The sequence below is a fragment of the Mesorhizobium sp. WSM4829 genome (assembly GCF_055811475.1).
The window spans coordinates 34675-53258 of the sequence record NZ_JBVVQJ010000044.1 but is presented as its reverse complement, the minus strand read 5'-3'; the positions used below and the strand labels follow the sequence as shown (position 1 = coordinate 53258).

Here is an 18584-nt window from a genome sequence, read left to right as displayed (position 1 = left end):
CCCCCCCCCCCCGCCCCCCCGCCCCCCCCCCCCGCGCCCCCCCCCCCCCGGGGGGCCGCCGGCGCCCCCCCCCCCCCCCCCCGCGCCGGGGGGCGTCGGTGGCGCTTGGCCGGGCCTGGCGGATTTCGCCGGTCGGCGTCGCCGGCATGCTTGCCGTCGGCGGCCTGTCGATGACGATTTCAGGCTTTGCGCCGATCCACGCCACGGCCAAGGGCTACAGCCAGGCCGATGTGGCACTGCTGCTGTCGGCGATGCCGATCGGCACATTGATCCTGCAGATCCCGCTCGGCTGGATTTCCGACCGCACCGACCGGCGCTTTGTGCTGGTCGCCGCTTCGGCGCTTGCCATGGTGGCGGGCCTGTTCGCGCTGGGCTTCGATGGTGGTGCGCTGGCGGCGCTGGTCGTCATCTATGTGGTCTGGGCCGGCGCGTCGGAATCGATCTATTCGCTGGCCAGCGCACATGCCGCCGACCGCGCCGGCAAGGACGACATGGTGGCGCTGTCCAGTTCACTGCTGTTCGCGTGGTCGCTGTCCGGCTTCATCGTGCCCGGCATCGTGACCGGGCTTTCCGCCGTCTACGGAACCCAGGCCTTCATCCATGTGGCCATCGTCATTGCCACCGTTTTTTGCCTGTTCGTGCTGTGGCGCGTCGTGGCGATGTCGCCTGTTCCCGCCGCCGAGACCGGCAATTTCGCGCCGATGAGCGCGCAGGCACCGCTGCCCGTCGATCTTGCCTTTCCGTCCGAAGAGCAGCGCCGCGCGGATAAATAGCTATGCCGGGAATCGATCGTCTCACTGTCTGGTGACGGCTTCCTGCCGCGGTGCTTCCGGTGGTGGCGCGGGTATAGAAATGCCTTCGCTGTCGAAGGCCTGCTTGGCGCGTTTGGTGAGATCGATCTGGGTCGCGAAGAAATCGGCAGCCGAGGTCCAGTAGCGCAAGGTTATGGCGACGTTGCTGTCGCCGACGGTCGCCACAAAGGCAATCGGCGCCGGCTCCCGCCTGACGCGTCGCTCGGTGGCGGCGACGCCCAGCATGGTCTTTTGAGCGAGATCGATATCGTCCCACGAGCCGATGGTCAGGGTGATATCGGCGCGGCGGACGCCGTTGCGTGTAAAATTGCGGACGGGCTGGTTCCACAGCGTCGAATTGGGAGCGAGCACGTAAACGCCTTCGACCGTTCGCAGCGTGGTGGCGAACAGCCCGATTTCCTCGATGGTCCCGGAAATGACCCCGACCTCGACATATTCGCCGATGCGGAATGGTCGCAGCGCCAGCAGCATGATGCCGGCGGCAATGTTCTGCAGCGTGCCCTGCAGCGCCAGGCCGATGGCCAGGCCGATGGCGCCAATGGCGGCAATGATCGAGGTCGTCTGGACGCCGAATTGGCCGAGCACCATGACGACGACGAGGATCAGTATGGCGTAGCGGACGATCCGCGAGAAGAAGTGGCGCAGCGTCGTGTCGAAGCCATGGATATGGCCGAGGCCGGCGTAGATCGAGCGCTGGGCAAGGCCGGCGACGATATAGCCGAGGACCAGCAGGATGACGGCGCCAATGGCCGAGAACGAGTACGAGACGATCAGCGCGCTGAGCTGCGCAAGGCCGGACTGCACGGTGAGGAGAGCGTTCTGAGGGTCGACAGGCATGAGGGGGATCCGATTGGTCAATGCGCCGGTAACCCTCGCCGGGCGGCAAGAGTTCCGATTTTTCTTCAACTGCGGAACCGGAAGAACGGTTCTTCGTTGGCTACGGTAGGGCTGCCGTCTTGAAACTGCAACGCAACTCTGCCTATCTAAGGGGTGTCACCTGCTTTGAAGGGTGATTTGGTTGTTCTTGCTGCGAAAGGAAATACACTGAGAACAGCACTTTGGAAGAAGGCCGACATCGTGCCTTCGCCGGCCGGGATCAGCGTAAACGACGCCGTGTCCCGCGCCATCAAGACAGTCCTTGCCAGTCTGGAAGACTCCAAGGCCGAAAACATCGTCTCAATCGACATTCAGGGAAAATCGAGCCTCGGTGACTATATGGTCATCGCGTCCGGCCGATCGCACCGTCATGTCTCGGCTGTCGCCGATCATCTCCTCAAGGCGCTCAAGGATGCCGGGCTCGGCACGGCGCGCGTCGAGGGACTGGCCGGCGCCGACTGGGTCCTGATCGATTCGGGCGACATCATCGTCCATGTCTTCCGCCCCGAAGTCCGCGACTTCTACAATCTCGAAAAGATGTGGCAGGCGCCGGACCTCGAGGAAGAGACCCTCCACTGAGCCATATTGGTTGATGCATGTCGTTTACCAAAACCGGTGACCACTTTTGGTGACATGCATTAGCGGCTCTTCGAGGCAGGGATGAAAATCACCGTTCATGCCGTGGGCCGGATGAAAGTCGGCCCCGAGAAGCTGCTCGCCGACCGGTATTTCGAGCGCTTCGCCAGGAGCGGGCAGGCCGTGGGCCTCGAATTCTCAGGGGTCGTCGAGATCCCGGAGGGCCGCGCCCAGACCGCCAACGAGCGTCGCCGCGAAGAGGGCCACAAACTGCAGGCGCAGTTGCAGCCTGGTGCCGCGCTGATGCTGCTCGACGAACGCGGCAAGAGTTTTTCCTCCGAGGATTTCGCCGGGCGCATCGGGCTGCTGCGTGATAGCGGCCGCAAGGCGCTGGTCATCGCCATCGGCGGCGCCGACGGTCACGACCAGTCGCTGCGCGATCAGGCCGACCTGATGGTGTCGTTCGGCGCGCCGACATGGCCGCACCAACTGGTCCGTGTCATGTTGGGCGAGCAGCTTTACCGGGCGGCCACAATCCTGTCCGGCCATCCCTATCATCGCTCGTGAGCCGTTGCAGATTCGACCGAAACCGGTGGATTGGCGTGAGCCGCCCGGATTTTCGCCTCAATGCGTCACGAGGCTGTTTTCGGTCGGCGAGCTCTCGAACATGGTTGATTGTTCATTAACGAAGCCACGCATAGAGTCGGGCTTCAATGGCTGAAGGTTGGAAATCGCGAACGGGCTTTTGGCGCGCAGGCTGCGGCTTGGCAGCGGCGGTGCTTATGCTGTCGCTCGGTGCCGCGCGGGCGCAGAGCAGGCTCGACATGGCGCCCGACCCGGACCAGAGCCGCGCCGAATACGAACGGATATCGCAGGAGATCACACTGTCGTCGGAGCGGCTGGCCAAGCTCGCCGCCGACATGGCGACGGTCAAGAAGGACCATGCCTCGATCACCGCGGCGCTGATCCAGTCGGCGATGACCGAGCAGAAGCTCGGCCAGGACATCGAGGACATCGGTGCCAAGCTGGAAGGGCTGAAGGGCGACGAGCAGAAAATCCGTGCCTCACTGGCTGCCAGACGCGACGTTCTGGCCGAGGTGCTGGCCGCGCTGCAGCGCATGGGGCTCAATCCGCCGCCGGCCATCCTGGTCAAGCCGGAGGACGCGCTGTCGTCGGTGCGCAGCGCCATTCTGCTCGGCGCCGTTGTGCCGGAACTGCGCCAGCAGACCGAGATATTGCTGGCGGAACTCAAGGAGCAGTCACGGGTGACGGCCTCGATCGAGGCGGAGCGAGCGCGGCTGACGGCGGCAGTCGCCGAGCAGACGGCGGAAAAGAAGCGGCTCGGCATGCTGCTCGAAGCCAAGCAGAAGCTCGAAGCCGAGACGCAAACGGCACTGGCGGCGGAAAAGCAGCGATCCGCGGCACTGGCGGCCAAGGCCGGCAGCCTGAAGGAACTGATCGCCTCGCTCGAGGCCGACAAGGCCCGCAAGGCTGCGGACGCGGCGAAGGCAGCCGAGCAGAAGGCAGCCGAGCAGAAAGCCGCGGAGCAGGAAGCCGCGGAGCAGAAGGCAGCGGGCGCCGACAAGGCCCCGGCGCAGAGGGCTCCGGCGCAGACGGCTCCGGCACAGAAGGCCCCGGAACAGACGGAACTGGCGGCCCTGCCGGTGCCGGAAGCCAACCGGCTCACCGCCGCGGCGCCGTTTTCGGCGCTTCAGGGGCAGATCGCGTTGCCGGTCACCGGCAAGATCAAGCGACGGTTCGGGGCCAGCGACGGTAACGGCGCAGTGATGCTCGGTGACATGGTTGCGACACAATCGGGAGCCATCGTTACCGCGCCGGCGGACGGAAATGTACTTTATGCGGGACCTTTTCGCTCTTATGGTCAACTCTTGATCCTGAACGCAGGTGACGGCTATCATGTCGTTCTCGCGGGGATGAGCAGAATCAGCGTCGCGTCTGGCCAGTCGGTGCTCGCAGGAGAGCCGGTCGGCGCGATGGGAGAGGCCCGGGTGGCGAGCACCTCGGCATCGAAGAATGGAAATGCCACGCCGGAACTCTATGTTGAGTTCCGCAAGGATGGAAAACCCGTCGATCCGACCCCATGGTGGGCGGACCGTTTGTCTGGAAGGACGTGAGATGATGCGGAAACTGTCGCTTCTGTTTGCCGGTGCGCTGATGGGCGCATCAGCGATGAGCCTGGTCTATGGCGCGCCCGGCTCGACGGCGAACGCTGCGGGCTCCGAGACCTATAAGCAACTGGCGATCTTCGGTGATATTTTCGAGCGGGTGCGGGCGCAATATGTGACGCCGCCCGACGACAAGTCGCTGGTCGAAAACGCCATCAACGGCATGCTTACCTCGCTCGACCCGCACTCCTCCTATATGAACGCCGAAGAGGCGCAGGACATGCGCGTGCAGACCAAGGGCGAGTTCGGCGGCCTCGGCATCGAGGTCACCATGGAGAACGACCTGGTCAAGGTGATCACGCCGATCGACGATACGCCGGCTGCCAAGGCGGGCGTGCTTGCCGGCGACTATATTGCCAAGATCGACGGCGAGGAGGTTCGCGGCCTGAGCCTCAACGATGCGGTCGAGAAGATGCGCGGGCTGGTCAACACGCCGATCAAGCTCACCATCCTGCGTCAGGGCGCCGACAAGCCGATCGAACTGACGGTGGTGCGCGACATCATCAAGGTCAAGGCGGTCAAGTTCCGGGTCGAGAACGACATCGGCTACATCAAGATCACCTCCTTCACCGAAAAGACCCATGATGATCTCGAGAGCGCCATCGATACCATCGAGAAGCAGGTGCCGAAGGAGAAGCTCAAGGGCTACGTGCTCGATCTGCGCCTCAATCCGGGCGGGCTGCTCGATCAGGCGGTGAGCGTGTCCGACGCCTTCCTCAACCGTGGCGAGATCGTCTCGACGCGCGGCCGCGATCCGAAGGACGTCACCCGCTTCGACGCGCGGCCGGGCGATGATATCGACGGCAAGCCGCTGGTCGTGCTCGTCAATGGCGGCTCGGCCAGTGCGTCCGAAATCGTCGCCGGCGCGCTGCAGGATTTGCGCCGTGCCACGGTCGTCGGCACGCAGTCGTTCGGCAAGGGTTCGGTGCAGACCATCGTCCCGCTCGGCGAAAACGGCGCGCTGCGCCTGACGACGGCGCTCTATTACACGCCGTCCGGCAAGTCGATCCAAGGCAAGGGCATCACGCCCGACATCAAGGTCGACCAGCCGTTGCCGCCGGACCTGCAGGGCAGGGACCTGACGCGCGGCGAGTCGGACCTCAAGGGCCACATCAAGGGCAGCGAGGAGGGCGATGCCGGTTCAGGCTCGGCAGCCTACGTGCCGCCGGAGCCGAAGGACGATCTGCAGCTCATCTTCGCCCAGCAGTTGCTGCGCGGCGAGAAGACCGATCCGGCGTTCCCGCCGAATCCGGACAAGGCTGTGCTGAACCAGTAGGGGCCGTGCTGAACCAGTAAAAGTCGATCAGCCGGACAACAGGTCTGGCTGCCTGATCGAAGCGATGTAATGCTGCCGGGGCCGCAAGGCCTCGGCAGTTTGATTCGGGGACCGCGGCTGGGGATGCGGCTTGGCTGACATCGGTAGTGACATCGAACGCCCACTCGGGCAGGCCGTCCGGCCGCCGCGCGCGGCCCGCAGGATCAGCGCTGGCGTGGTCGCGGCCACTGTCGTGGTGCTGGCCGTGATCGGCGTCTCCGGGGCGATTGCGCTGCGTGAAAGGCCGTTTCGAAAGCCGGAAGAAGTCGCCGTTTCGACGCCGAAGGCGACAGCCGTGGTCGAACCCGCAGCGCCGGTCACTGAACCGGCGCCGAAGGCCGAAGCAGCGTCCAAGGCGAGCATACCCAAGACGGGCGGGTCCAAGACAAGCGGATCCAAGACGGGCGGGCCGCAGATCATCCACATGCAGACCGAAGCGGGCGACGGTCCGCCCGGGGCCATCGTCATCCACGACCCTTCGACGACCGGCCAGAACCTGAGGATCGCGCATATTCCCGACAGGGCACTGGTCGAGTCTGGCGAAACCGGTCCATTGCCGGTTCGTGCTGGCGACGGCAGGCGGCCGTTCGATGTCTATGCGCGACCATGGTCCGGCGCGCGCGGTGCGCGCGTGGCGATCGTCATCGGCGGGCTTGCCGTGTCACAGACCGGCACGCAGGCTGCCATCGCCAAGCTGCCGGCCGAAGTGACGCTGGGCTTCGCGCCGCAGGGCAACAGCATCGGCCGCTGGATGCAGGCGGCGCGGCAGAGCGGCCATGAGATCGTCATGCAGGTGCCGCTCGAACCGTTCGATTATCCGAATGTCAATCCCGGCCGCAACACGCTGACGGTCGTGGCGACACCCGACGAGAATTTGGAGAATTTGCGCTGGGCGCTGTCGCGGACGACTAATTACACCGGCGTCATGAACTATATGGGCGCTCGTTTTTCGGCCGATGCGGCGGCGATGGGGCCACTGATGGCCGAGCTTGGCAGGCGCGGCCTGGCCTATGTCGACGACGGTTCGTCGGCACGCAGCCTGGCGCCCGAACTGGCGTTGAAGAACGGTGTGCCGTTCGCCGCCGGCGACACGTCGATCGACGCCGTGCGCGACCGCGGCGCCATATTGAAGAAGCTGGACGAACTGGAAGCAACCGCGCGGGCGAAAGGCTTTGCCGTCGGCATCGGCTCGGCCTTCGACCTGACGGTCGACACCGTGTCGTCCTGGGTGATCGAGGCCAAGAAGCGCGGCATCGAGATCGTGCCGATTTCGGCAGTGGCGGTGGATCCGGAAAAAGGTTGAGCATGGCGAAGAAAAAACCGGTCGACCCCGAGACGCTGCCCTATCGTCGCTGCGTCGGAGCGATGGTCCTCAACGGAGACGGGCTGGTCTGGGTCGGGCATCGCATTGCCGAGCCGGACAGCGAATTCGCCGGCACGACGCAGCTCTGGCAGATGCCGCAGGGCGGCATCGACAAGGGCGAAGAGCCGCTGCAGGCGGCACAGCGGGAACTCTACGAAGAAACCGGCATGCGCAGCGTCTCGTTGCTGGATGAGGCGCCGAACTGGATATTTTACGACCTGCCGGCCCATCTGGTCGGCGTCGCCTTCAAGGGAAAGTATCGTGGCCAGACGCAAAAATGGTTCGCCTTCCGCTTTCACGGCGATTTGAGCGAGATTGAGATCAATCCGCCGCCGGGCGGCCACACCGCCGAGTTCGACAGATGGGCTTGGCGGCCAATGGAGGAATTGCCCGACCTGATCGTTCCGTTCAAGCGTCAGGTCTATGAGGATGTGGTTTCGGCATTCCGGCATCTGGTTGCGTAGCTTGGCGCAAGCCGCGCTCGCGCCAACCACGGTTGCCGCGTCGGCGCGGTGGCCTTATTGATGGCCGATCCGCAGACGGGATTGGCATGAACGGCACTTCCAAAAAATCTCTTTCTGAAAGGGCCGCCGTCAAAGCCGCGCCGATCAGCGAAGCGGCGGCCGGCGCCATATTGACCGTCGATCTCAGCGCCATCCGCGAAAATTACCGGCGGCTCAAGGCGCGGTTGGGCGGTGTCGGCTGCGCCGGTGTCGTCAAGGCCGACGGCTACGGGCTCGGCGGGCCGCAGGTGGCCGCGGCGCTGGCGGCCGAAGGCTGCGCTGTTTTTTTTGTCGCGCATCTGGCCGAGGGTGCCTTGCTGCGCCAGGCGCTCGGCGCACGGGCGGCGATCCATGTGCTGAACGGCATTCAGCCGGGCGCCGAAAGCGAAGCCGTCGCAGCGGGACTGGGCGCGGTCATCAACAGCGCCGGCCAGCTCGCCGCCTGGCGCGTGGCGGCGCAGCGGGCTGGCCGCAAGCTCAGGGCTGCAATCCAGGTCGACAGCGGCATGTCGCGGCTCGGCATGGCGGCAGCCGAGGTGGACGCCGTCGCTGCCGACCCGCAGGCTTTCGACGGTATCGACGTCACCTTGGTGATGAGCCATCTCGCGCGCGCCGACGAGCCCGAACATCCGGCCAACGAGCAGCAGCGGCTGGAATTCGAGCGGTTGCGCAAGGTGCTGCCAAAGGCGCCGGCCTCGCTCGCCAATTCCTCCGGCATCTTTCTTGGGCAGTCCTTTCACTACGACCTCGCCCGGCCCGGTGCGGCGCTCTACGGCATCAATCCGACGCCAGCGGTGGAAAATCCGATGCTGCCAGTGGTGCGGCTTCAAGCAAAAATCATCCAGACGCGCAGCCTCGAGAGGGGAGCCGGCGTCGGCTATGGCCATATTTTTCACGTCACCGATTCGCTGATCGCCGCAACGATCTCACTTGGCTATGCCGACGGCTGGCATCGACGTGCGGCGTCGGCCGCCTGGTTCGAAAATGTGCGCTTGCCGTTCCTGGGCCGTGTGTCGATGGATTCGATCGTCCTCGACATTTCGGCCCTGCCGCCCGGCAGGCTGAAGGCGGGCGACCTCGTCGAACTGATCGGCCCGTCGCAGACGGTCGATCAGGCGGCCGGCCATGCCGGCACCATCGGCTATGAAATCCTGACCAGCCTCGGACACCGCTTTCACCGGCGCTATGTGAATGGATAGCGCGCGCTTTTTTAGGCATGTGTCGTCGTCCCAAAACCTCCTGCCCACTTTTGGGCGACATGCTTGGGCACTTGGCGGACGCGGTAAAATCCGGCAGACAGAAAGCCACGATGCGCCCGCTGACAAGACATCGTTCTGGAGAGCTATGCGATGAAGATCTTCGTGCTGGGCGGCGGCGTCATCGGGGTCACCACTGCTTATTACCTGGCCGAGGCCGGCCATGAAGTGACGGTGATCGACCGCCAGAAGGGCCCGGCGCTGGAAACCAGCTTTGCCAATGCCGGCGAGATCTCGCCAGGCTACGCCTCGCCCTGGGCCGGTCCCGGCGTCCCGCTGAAGGCGATCAAATGGCTGCTGATGAAACATGGGCCTCTGGTGGTGCGGCCGACTCTCGATCCACGTATGTGGGTATGGCTGGTCAGGATGCTGCGCAACTGCACGGCCGAGCGCTATGCAGTCAACAAGGCGCGCATGGTGCCTTTGGCCGAATACAGCCGCGACACGCTGAAAGTGCTGCGCGAGGCGACCGGCATCGCCTATGACGAGCGCAGCAAGGGAACGCTGCAGCTTTTTCGCACGCAACAGCAGCTCGATGGCACAGCCGGCGATGTCGAGGTGCTGAAGACATATGGCGTTCCCTACGAGATCCTTGATCCCGACGGCTGCATCGCGGCCGAGCCGGGCTTGGCAGGGATCCGTGAAAAGTTCGTCGGCGGCCTGCGGCTGCCGGGCGACGAGACCGGTGACTGCAAGATGTTCACTGACCGTCTGGCCGAACTCTGCGCAGCGCGCGGCGTCACCTTCGAATACGACACGTCGATCAGGCGCATCGTGCGCAAGCGCAACCAGATCGCCAACATCAATACGAGCAAGGGATGGAAGGCCGCCGACGCCTATGTGATGGCGATGGGCAGCTATTCGGCCAAGTTCATGCGCTATCTGAAACGACCTATCCCGGTCTATCCGGTCAAAGGTTATTCTATCACCGTGCCGATCAAGGATGCTGCCGCAGCACCGGTGTCGACGGTGATGGACGAGACCTACAAGGTGGCGATCACCAGGCTCGGCGATCGCATCCGGGTCGGTGGCACCGCGGAGATTTCCGGCTTCGACCTGACGCTGCATGAATCGCGGCGGCGCACGCTCGAACATTCGCTCGGCGACCTTTTTCCAGGCAGCGGCGACATGCGGTCGGCGACCTTCTGGTGCGGGTTGCGGCCGATGACACCGGACGGGCCGCCGCTGATCGGCCGCACCGAGTTTTCCAACCTCTATCTCAACACCGGCCACGGCACGCTCGGCTGGACCATGGCCTGCGGCTCGGCCAAGGTCCTGGCCGACATCATTTCCAGCCGGGTGCCGGACATCGATGTCCGCGATCTCGGACCGGAGCGATACCAGCGGTGGGATCGGAAGGATTCTTCACGCATTTGAGCGGAGGAACTTGCCGCGTGACTCGGCATCAGTCTCCAGCACACCTCGCCGCGTCAGAGAAAATATCGTCAGACGAACAGGCTCCGCTCCCGTTCCACCGCCCTGGTGATGAAGCTCGCGACGATCTGGACGCGGCGCAGCGGCCTGACTGATTCGTGATAGACCAGCCAGTAGGCGCGGCGAATGGGCGCGACGATGTCGACGGCCACCAGTTCCGGCATCGAGCGGGCGACAAAAGTGTGCAGGATGCCGATGCCGGCGCCGGAGCGCACCGCTTCGGCCTGGCCGAGCGCCGAGGAGATGGCGAAGCTCGTGCGCCAGTCTGCACTGAACTCGGCCGCATAGACGAGCGAGGGGCTGACGATGAGGTCCGGCACATAGCCGATCAGCGTGTGCCGGCCAAGCTCGGCCGGCGTCAGCGGCAGGCCATGCGCGTCGGCATAGGCGCGGGACGCGAACAGGCCGAGCGTGTAATCCACCAGCTTTCCCGCCACCAGCCTGCCTTCCGTCGGTCGCTCCACGGTGATGGCGATGTCGGCTTCGCGCCTGGACAACGAGAAGGAACGCGGCACCGGCACCAGCTGGATGGTAAGTTCACGGTGAAGCGTCGTCAGCGCGCCGAGGCGTTTGGCCAGGAAGGCGACGCCGAAACCATCAGGCGCGCCGATGCGCACGGTGCCGGAGACGTCGTCACCTTCGCCCGCGACGGTCGCGCGGGCGGCAATCATGTCGCCTTCCATGCGCTCGGCGATGTCGAGGAAACGCTCGCCCGCCGGCGTCAGCTCGCTGCCGGTGGTCAGCCGGCGAAAGAGTTTTGTGCGCAGCGCATCCTCGAGCGCGGCGACGCGGCGCGATACTGTGGCGTGGTTCAGCTCCAGCCGCTTGGCCGCGCCGAGGATCTGGCCGGCACGCGCCACCGCCAGAAAGATGCGGACGTCATCCCAGTTCATGAGGAGGGTCCGCATCAATAGCAAGTGCCGCGTTCCCGCCCACCCCCCTCTGTCCTGCCGGACATCTCCTCCGACAGGGGGGAGATCGGATGTCGCATTGGCTTTCGCCAACCAACGTCGCAGAAAGGGCGGTAAGGCTGAAGCTGCCGATCTCCCCCCTTGCGGGGGAGATGGCCGGCAGGCCAGAGGGGGGCGCGAAGGAACTCAATTTCTCAATCCTTGCCGCTAAGGGACCTGCATCCCTATCATTTGCGGCAATTGATGCACAGGCGTCGCTCGTACTCTATTTACCGCACAACGGTTGCGTGTTCGCTCGCGTTGCCATCGGCGGCGCAAAGGCGGACAATGCCGCATCACAAATACAGGGAGAGAAAACTATGATCGACTACGGTCATTTCATCGGCGGCAAGCGTGTCGCCGGGACCAGCGGCCGCAAGCAGGACGTCATGCAGCCGATGGACGGCACGGTGCGCGGCACCGTGGCGCTGGCTTCGCAGGCGGAGCTGCGCGCAGCCGTGGAGAACGCCAAGGCGGCGCAGCCCGGCTGGGCGGCGACCAATCCGCAGCGGCGCGTGCGCGTCCTGATGAAATTCCTTGAATTGGTCGCCCGGGAATATGATGCGCTGGCCGACATTCTGGCGCGCGAGCACGGCAAGACCATCGCTGACGCCAAGGGCGACATCCAGCGCGGCCTGGAAGTGGTCGAGGTCTGCATCGGCGCGCCGCACATGATGAAGGGCGAGTTCACCGACGGCGCCGGCCCCGGCATCGACGTCTATTCGATGCGCCAGCCGCTCGGCGTCGTTGCCGGCATCACGCCGTTCAATTTTCCGGCGATGATCCCGTTGTGGAAGATCGCGCCGGCTATCGCTTGCGGCAACGCCTTCATTCTGAAGCCTTCGGAGCGCGACCCGGGCGTGCCGATGCGCATCGCCGAACTGTTCATCGAGGCCGGCCTGCCAGCGGGCATTCTCAACGTCGTCAACGGCGACAAGGAGGCGGTCGACGCCATCCTCGATGATCCCGATATCAAGGCCATCGGCTTCGTCGGCTCGACGCCGATCGCCCAGTACATCTATTCGCGCGGCTGCGCGGCCGGCAAGCGCGTGCAGTGCTTCGGCGGCGCCAAGAACCACATGATCATCATGCCCGACGCCGACATGGACCAGACCGTCGACGCGCTGATCGGCGCCGGCTACGGCTCGGCCGGCGAGCGCTGCATGGCGATCTCGGTGGCTGTCCCGGTCGGCAACGATACCGCCAATCGGCTGATGGAAAAGCTGGTGCCGCGCGTCGAAAGCCTGAAGGTCGGCCCATCGACGGATTCGTCCGCCGATTTCGGCCCGCTGGTGACGGCGCAGGCGCTGGAACGGGTCAAGGGCTATGTCGACATCGGCGTCAGGGAAGGCGCCAAGCTGGTCGTCGACGGGCGCGGCTTTTCCATGCAGGGCTATGAGAACGGCTACTATATGGGCGGCTGCCTGTTCGATAACGTGACCGCCGATATGCGCATCTACAAGGAAGAGATTTTTGGGCCGGTGCTCTCGGTAGTGCGTGCGCCGACCTACGAGAACGCGATCAAGCTCGCCAACGATCACGAAATGGGCAACGGCGTCGCCATCTTCACCCGCGACGGCGATGCCGCCCGCGATTTCGCCTCGAGGGTCCAGGTCGGCATGGTCGGTATCAACGTGCCGATCCCGGTGCCGATCGCCTACTATACGTTCGGCGGCTGGAAAGCGTCTTCCTTCGGTGACCTCAACCAGCACGGACCGGACGCATTCCGGTTCTACACCAAGACCAAGACGGTGACCTCGCGCTGGCCGTCCGGCGTGAAGGACGGCGCCGAATTCGTCATTCCGACGATGAATTAGCCGGACGGTTGCTTGTCTGCGCGTGCTCGCCTTCGGCTGCGGGCGCGCGGGCAGGCGTGAAGGACGGGGCCGAGTTCGTCATCCCGACGATGAATTAGCCAGTCGACAAACAGCTCCAGATTTTATGATTGAAGACGAAAAAGGCCCGGCCAGAAACCGGGCCTTTTTGCTGACCGGTCGCGGCGGCGTGTATGCCTGAACGCTAATGTGATGGAACCAGGCGGACAGCAGAAGCCTTAACTTGCAATCCTGCCGCAAAGGAGATCCGGCAGATCGACCAACGGCGCTGGCGACAGCTTCGGGGGCTACGGCCGGCGCAAGGAGGTGTGAGATGACACGTCTCATGGTGTCGCTACTTGGCGCGGCGGCCGCCGCGTTTTCCGCGGCCCCGGCAACAGCGGCCGAACAATGCGCGCTACGAGCCGACATGATCAAGGCGCTCGGCGAGAAGTTCCGGGAAAATCCAACCGCGATCGGCGTCGTCAATCCGAATGTGATTGTTGAAGTCTTCGTTTCCGATCAGGGCACCTGGACCATCCTCGCCAGCGACACACGCGGTCAAAGCTGCGTGGTTTCGGTGGGTGAAGGCTGGGAGAGCGCGGTGAAGACAGCGGCGTTGCCAGGGACCTGAGCCGCCTAGCGGGTGGCAGTCGCCTTAGCATAGCCGCGCAGGCCGCGGTGCTCGGTGACGACCATGAAACGGATCCACAGGCGCCCCAGCGGGCGCCTGCTTGCGCTTTTTTGTTGCCGACACCATATATGGAACATAGTGGGAACATTTTGATTCGTCCCCGCTGATGACAGACCGGAACACGGAAAGGAACGACGCGATGATGATGACGTCGGGACCGGCCTGGATCGTTCCGGCAAAATGAGGGCTCTTCCTTTGCCGGACGTGATGGCAAAGGAGATGCCCTATGGCGCGCAAATCGCTGTTGGTTGGGTTGAAAACCCTCATTCTTGCTGGCGCATTGGCGGTGGGTACCAACGCCGCAAGCGGCCAATATCAATACTGCGTTGAACATCGCGATCTCGTCGCCCACCTGAGCGAGCAGTTCCAGGAAAGACAGTTTGCTTTCGGGCTGATCGGTCAGATGGCGATTATGGAAGTCTATGTCGCCGACAGCGGAAGCTGGACGATCATCGTCACCGATGTCGCCGGCAGAAGCTGCATCGTCGCGGCCGGCGAACATTGGGAAAACGTGGTAATCCCGACCGACCAGGACGCATGACGAATTGAGCGATGCTCAGCGCCTGTGGGCGGAACTCAAAGAGCCTGCCGAAGCTTGATGCCGATCTCTAGCGCGTGGCAGCCGCCGCGGCATGGCCGCGCAGCAGCGCCATCAGGCGCTTGGCATCCTTGGCGGCGGCGTCCTCGTCGCCGTCGAGGATCGAGCGGATCAGCGCGACATGGTGCTCGGCCGATTCGGCAAGCCCGGTATCGGCCTTGTAGCGGAACCAGAAGCGGCGGCTGTGGGTCTGCAACGGGGCCGCCAGCCGCGCGGCGAAGGGATTGTCGGCCGCCAGCGCCAGCGCCTCGTCGAGCGCCTTGTCGGCCTGAATGAAGGCCAGCACATTGCCCGATATCACCGCCTTCTGCATGGCCAGTGCCGCGTCGTGAAACAGGTCGGCGGCCTCGCGGGTGACGAAGCGGGCGGCCGAGCGGGCAAGAACCACCTCGACGCCACGTCGTGCATCGAGAACGCGCAACCAGTCGCCGGGATGCAGCGGGGCAATGGCGATGCCGGCACGCGGCCGGACATCCAGCAGTCCCTCCCACGCCAGCCGCTGGATCGCCTCGCGCACCGGCGTGCGGCCGAGCCCCAGCCTGTCGATCAGCGCGCCTTCGGTGATGAAGCTTGCAGGCGCCAGTTCGAGCGTCACGATCATGTGCTCGAGCACGCGGTAGGCTTTCGCCGCCACTGGCTCGAATGCCGGGTTTGTTTCATTGAATATCAAAGGCGAGCTCCTGATATATTTTTGATATATCATAGCGAAATCCGTATTGACAGCCCGTTTCTTAATAAATATACGACTGATATATCAGATGGAGCGCCGCTATGTGGACAGGAGTTTTCCCCGCCGTCACGACCAAATTCACTGAGGACGACCGCCTCGACCATGCCGAGATGGAACGCTGCTTTGCGCTGCAGATGGAGGCTGGCTGCGACGGCATCATCGTCTGCGGCTCGCTCGGCGAGGGGCCGATGCTCTCGCATGACGAGAAGATCGACGTGTTGAAGACCGCGCAGAAGATCGCCGGCAGCAAGCCGGTTCTGCTGACTGTCAACGAACCTGGCACCCGCGAGGCGGCGGCGATCGCGCGCCGCGCCGCCAAGGAGGGCGCCAACGGGCTGATGGTGGTCCCGAGCCCGATCTATCACACCAATGCGGAGGAGACGGTTGCGGCACTGCGTGCCGTCGCCGAGGCCGGCGACCTGCCGGTGATGATCTATTCCAACCGGCTTGCCTACCGCGTCGACGTCACCGTCGATCAGATGGAGGAATTGGCGAAGGACAAGCGCTTCGTCGCCATCAAGGAATCCTCCGACGACATCCGCCGCTCGACCGAAATCATCAACCGCTTCGGCGACCGCTACGATTTGTTCACCGGCGTCGACAATCTGGCGTTCGAGGCGCTGTCGGTCGGCGCCATCGGCTGGGTGGCGGGACTGGTCACCGCGTTCCCGCGCGAAACGGTCGCGATCTACCAATTGATGAAGCAGGGCCGCCGCGAGGAGGCGCTGACAATCTACCGCTGGTTCCGGCCACTGCTCGACCTCGACGTGTCGACCTATCTGGTGCAGAACATCAAGCTCGCCGAAGTCCTGGCGATCAACACCAACGACCGCGTGCGCATGCCGCGCCAGCCGCTGTCGGGCGAGCGCCGCAAGACGGTCGAAAAGATCGCCAGGGATGCGCTGGCGGCGCGGCCGGAGCTCCCGAGGTTTTGAGGCAGGCTCTCTTTTCCCCGTTTACGGGGCGAAGATGGCGGCAGCCGGATGAGGGGCAGCGCCCACGTGCAAGGAATTTCCAAGTCGGCAAAGGTGGGGCGCCGCCCCTCATCCGCCCTTCGGGAACCTTCTCCTCGTGAACGGGGAGAAGGGGAGGACATCGCCATTATCGGCGGCGGCATCATCGGCATCTGTGTCGCCACCTATCTGGCCGAGGCGGGGCGAAACGTCACGATCTTCGATCGGACGGGGATCTGCGAGGAAACGAGTTCCGGCAATGCCGCCGCCCTGGCCTTTTCCGATGTGCTGCCGCTGGCCCACAAGGGCATGATCAGGCATCTGCCGAAATGGCTTGCCGATCCGCTCGGCCCGCTCAGCATCCCGCCCACCTACCTGCCGAAGCTGCTGCCCTGGCTTGTCCGCTTCTGGCGCGCCGGACGAAGCGACCGCTACGCGGCCAGCCTCGCGACGCAGGCCGGGATGATGCGGCTCGCCGAGGCCGAATGGGCCGGGCTGATGGCGCGCTCAGGCACCGAAAACATGCTGCGCGAGGACGGCTCGCTCGAACTTTACGAGAGCGAGGCCGAATACAAGGCGTCGCTGCCCGGTTGGGCGGCGAGGCAACGCTTCGGCATCGGCTTCAGCCAAGTCGAGGGCGATGCGCTCGCCGCCTTGCAGCCGGGCCTGTCGCCGCGGTTCGTCAAGGGCACTTTCGTGCCGGGATGGAAGACCGTTACGGATCCGAAATTATTGGGCAAAGCGATCTGGGCTTATGCCGAAACCAAGGGCGCGCGTTTCGAAAAGGCTCGGATCGACCACGTCGGGGCGGGACAGGACGGCGCGACATTGACGCTGGCCGATGGCACGGTGCGGCAGGCAAAATGCCTCGTCATCGCCGCCGGCGCCTGGTCGCATCTCCTGGCGAAACATATCGGCGACCGCATCCCGCTCGAGACCGAGCGCGGCTACAACACGACGCTGCCGAAGACCGCCTTCGACGTGAAGCGGCAACTGATCTTCTCCGGCCACGGCTTCGTCGTCACGCCGCTTGAAACCGGCGTGCGCGTCGGCGGCGCGGTCGAGCTCGGCGGCATTGAGCGGCCGCCCAACTACGCCCGCTCGAAAGCGCTGCTCGACAAGGCACAGAAATTCCTGCCGGGGCTTGACCCGGCCGGCGGCCGCGAATGGATGGGATTGCGGCCATCGCTGCCGGATTCGCTGCCGGTGATCGGTGGCGCCAGGCGGGCCGGCACGATAGTCTATGCCTTCGGCCACGGCCATCTCGGCCTGACCCAGGCGGCTGCCACCGGACGCCTGGTCCGCGATCTCATTCTCGGCCAAAATCCGGTGTTTGATCTGTTTCCGTTTTCTCCGAACCGCTTCTGACGGGATCTAGAAATGGCGCGCCACTCCTTCTTTTGCATCGACGGTCACACTTGCGGCAATCCGGTGCGGCTGGTCGCCGGCGGCGGACCGCTGCTCGACGGCGCGACGATGATGGAGCGGCGCGCGCATTTCCTGGCCGAATATGACTGGATCCGAACAGGGCTGATGTTCGAGCCGCGCGGCCATGATTTGATGTCCGGCTCGATCCTCTATCCGCCGACGCGGCCCGATTGCGATATCGCCATCCTGTTCATCGAAACCTCGGGCTGCCTGCCAATGTGCGGTCACGGCACCATCGGCACGGTGACGATGGCCATCGAGCACGGGCTGGTCAAGCCGAAGACACCGGGCTTGCTCAGGCTGGACACGCCGGCCGGCCTGGTCACCGCCGAGTACAGGCAGGTCGGCGAATATGTCGAGGAGGTGCGCATCACCAACGTGCCGTCCTTCCTCCATGCGGAGGGTCTGACTGTCGAATGTCCGCAACTCGGCGAGATCAGCGTCGATGTCGCCTATGGCGGCAATTTCTACGCCATCGTCGAGCCGCAGAAGACCTTTCGCGACATGGCCGACCACTCTGCCGGCGACCTCATCGCCTGGAGCCCGGTGGTGCGGCAGCGGCTCAACGAAAAATACGCCTTCGTGCATCCCGAGAATCCCGGCATCGACCGGCTGTCGCACATACTGTGGACGGGCGCGCCGACCGACAGCCAGGCTGATGCGCGCAACGCCGTCTTCTACGGCGACAAGGCGATCGACCGCTCGCCTTGCGGCACCGGCACCTCAGCGCGGATGGCGCAGCTTCACGCCAAGGGCAAACTTGGGACCGGCGACGAATTCGTCCACGAATCGATCATCGGCTCGCTGTTCAAGGGCAGGGTCGAGAAGGAAGTCACGGTGGCGGGCAAGCCGGCGATCATCCCCTCGATCGGCGGCTGGGCGCGCATGACCGGATTGAACACGATCTTCATCGACGATCGCGATCCGTTCGCGCACGGATTCGTCGTCAAATAGAGAGAGAATCCTGACGCAGGGAATCGAACAGAATGCAAGGATCGATTGCCCAGACAGCGCAACGATCCCGCTCATCAACTTATTTTTACGGCGATTCCTTCGAAGCAGCGTGCATTTTGACGACGAATCGCCAAAGACATTG

Annotated in this window: 18 protein-coding genes; 15 read left to right on the top strand and 3 right to left on the bottom strand. The window is 64.4% G+C overall.

What is annotated here, in order from left to right:
- Positions 1–773, top strand: a 773-nt coding sequence (locus AC0L17_RS29525; RefSeq protein WP_473518362.1) for an MFS transporter, incomplete at its 5' end; no start/stop codon positions are given.
- Between the two features lie 21 nt (positions 774–794).
- On the opposite strand, the gene AC0L17_RS29520 is transcribed toward AC0L17_RS29525, so the two are convergent.
- Positions 795–1649: a mechanosensitive ion channel family protein gene (locus tag AC0L17_RS29520; RefSeq protein WP_473518361.1), complete on the bottom strand. Its 855-nt coding sequence runs from the start codon at positions 1647–1649 to the stop codon at positions 795–797.
- 240 nt (positions 1650–1889) lie between these two features.
- Between AC0L17_RS29520 and rsfS the strand changes: the two genes are divergently transcribed.
- From rsfS to AC0L17_RS29480, 8 genes are all read left to right on the top strand, one after another.
- The gene (gene rsfS, locus AC0L17_RS29515) at positions 1890–2267 is read left to right on the top strand and encodes a ribosome silencing factor (RefSeq protein ID WP_023800052.1); all 378 of its coding nucleotides are present in this window, start codon (positions 1890–1892) and stop codon (positions 2265–2267) included.
- Between the two features lie 81 nt (positions 2268–2348).
- Positions 2349–2831, top strand: coding sequence for a 23S rRNA (pseudouridine(1915)-N(3))-methyltransferase RlmH (gene rlmH, locus AC0L17_RS29510; RefSeq protein WP_473518360.1), 483 nt, complete (start codon positions 2349–2351; stop codon positions 2829–2831).
- 146 nt (positions 2832–2977) lie between these two features.
- Entirely contained in the window at positions 2978–4399 is a 1422-nt protein-coding gene (locus tag AC0L17_RS29505) for a murein hydrolase activator EnvC family protein (RefSeq protein ID WP_473518359.1), read from the top strand.
- Between the two features lies 1 nt (position 4400).
- On the top strand, positions 4401–5726 hold the full coding sequence (locus AC0L17_RS29500; protein ID WP_473513284.1) for a S41 family peptidase: 1326 nt from the start codon (positions 4401–4403) through the stop codon (positions 5724–5726).
- A 130-nt stretch (positions 5727–5856) separates the two neighbouring features.
- Positions 5857–7068 (top strand): divergent polysaccharide deacetylase family protein, encoded by a 1212-nt coding sequence (locus AC0L17_RS29495; protein ID WP_473518358.1) that lies wholly within the window; start codon positions 5857–5859, stop codon positions 7066–7068.
- A 2-nt stretch (positions 7069–7070) separates the two neighbouring features.
- Positions 7071–7592: an RNA pyrophosphohydrolase gene (locus AC0L17_RS29490; protein ID WP_473518357.1), complete on the top strand. Its 522-nt coding sequence runs from the start codon at positions 7071–7073 to the stop codon at positions 7590–7592.
- Positions 7593–7678: 86 nt separating this feature from the next.
- Complete coding sequence (gene alr, locus AC0L17_RS29485; RefSeq protein ID WP_473518356.1) at positions 7679–8830, top strand: alanine racemase; 1152 nt, start codon at positions 7679–7681, stop codon at positions 8828–8830.
- A gap of 150 nt (positions 8831–8980) precedes the next feature.
- Positions 8981–10264, top strand: coding sequence for a D-amino acid dehydrogenase (locus AC0L17_RS29480; protein ID WP_473518355.1), 1284 nt, complete (start codon positions 8981–8983; stop codon positions 10262–10264).
- A 68-nt stretch (positions 10265–10332) separates the two neighbouring features.
- On the opposite strand, the gene AC0L17_RS29475 is transcribed toward AC0L17_RS29480, so the two are convergent.
- Complete coding sequence (locus AC0L17_RS29475) at positions 10333–11214, bottom strand: LysR family transcriptional regulator (protein WP_473518354.1); 882 nt, start codon at positions 11212–11214, stop codon at positions 10333–10335.
- 377 nt (positions 11215–11591) lie between these two features.
- On the opposite strand from AC0L17_RS29475, the gene AC0L17_RS29470 reads away from it, so the two are divergent.
- From AC0L17_RS29470 to AC0L17_RS29460, 3 genes are all read left to right on the top strand, one after another.
- The gene (locus AC0L17_RS29470; RefSeq protein ID WP_091600217.1) at positions 11592–13088 is read left to right on the top strand and encodes a CoA-acylating methylmalonate-semialdehyde dehydrogenase; all 1497 of its coding nucleotides are present in this window, start codon (positions 11592–11594) and stop codon (positions 13086–13088) included.
- A gap of 331 nt (positions 13089–13419) precedes the next feature.
- Positions 13420–13719 (top strand): hypothetical protein, encoded by a 300-nt coding sequence (locus AC0L17_RS29465; RefSeq protein ID WP_473513298.1) that lies wholly within the window; start codon positions 13420–13422, stop codon positions 13717–13719.
- Between the two features lie 286 nt (positions 13720–14005).
- Complete coding sequence (locus tag AC0L17_RS29460) at positions 14006–14320, top strand: hypothetical protein (protein ID WP_473518353.1); 315 nt, start codon at positions 14006–14008, stop codon at positions 14318–14320.
- A gap of 67 nt (positions 14321–14387) precedes the next feature.
- Here the strand turns inward: AC0L17_RS29460 and AC0L17_RS29455 are convergent, their stop codons facing one another.
- Entirely contained in the window at positions 14388–15080 is a 693-nt protein-coding gene (locus AC0L17_RS29455; protein WP_473518352.1) for a GntR family transcriptional regulator, read from the bottom strand.
- 68 nt (positions 15081–15148) lie between these two features.
- On the opposite strand from AC0L17_RS29455, the gene AC0L17_RS29450 reads away from it, so the two are divergent.
- Genes AC0L17_RS29450 through AC0L17_RS29440 form a run of 3 tightly spaced genes read left to right on the top strand, consistent with a single transcriptional unit; the run spans position 15149 to position 18442 of the window.
- Positions 15149–16042: a dihydrodipicolinate synthase family protein gene (locus AC0L17_RS29450; protein WP_473518351.1), complete on the top strand. Its 894-nt coding sequence runs from the start codon at positions 15149–15151 to the stop codon at positions 16040–16042.
- A gap of 48 nt (positions 16043–16090) precedes the next feature.
- The gene (locus tag AC0L17_RS29445) at positions 16091–17428 is read left to right on the top strand and encodes an NAD(P)/FAD-dependent oxidoreductase (protein ID WP_473518350.1); all 1338 of its coding nucleotides are present in this window, start codon (positions 16091–16093) and stop codon (positions 17426–17428) included.
- A 12-nt stretch (positions 17429–17440) separates the two neighbouring features.
- Positions 17441–18442 (top strand): 4-hydroxyproline epimerase, encoded by a 1002-nt coding sequence (locus tag AC0L17_RS29440; protein WP_473518349.1) that lies wholly within the window; start codon positions 17441–17443, stop codon positions 18440–18442.
- Positions 18443–18584 lie beyond the last annotated feature (142 nt).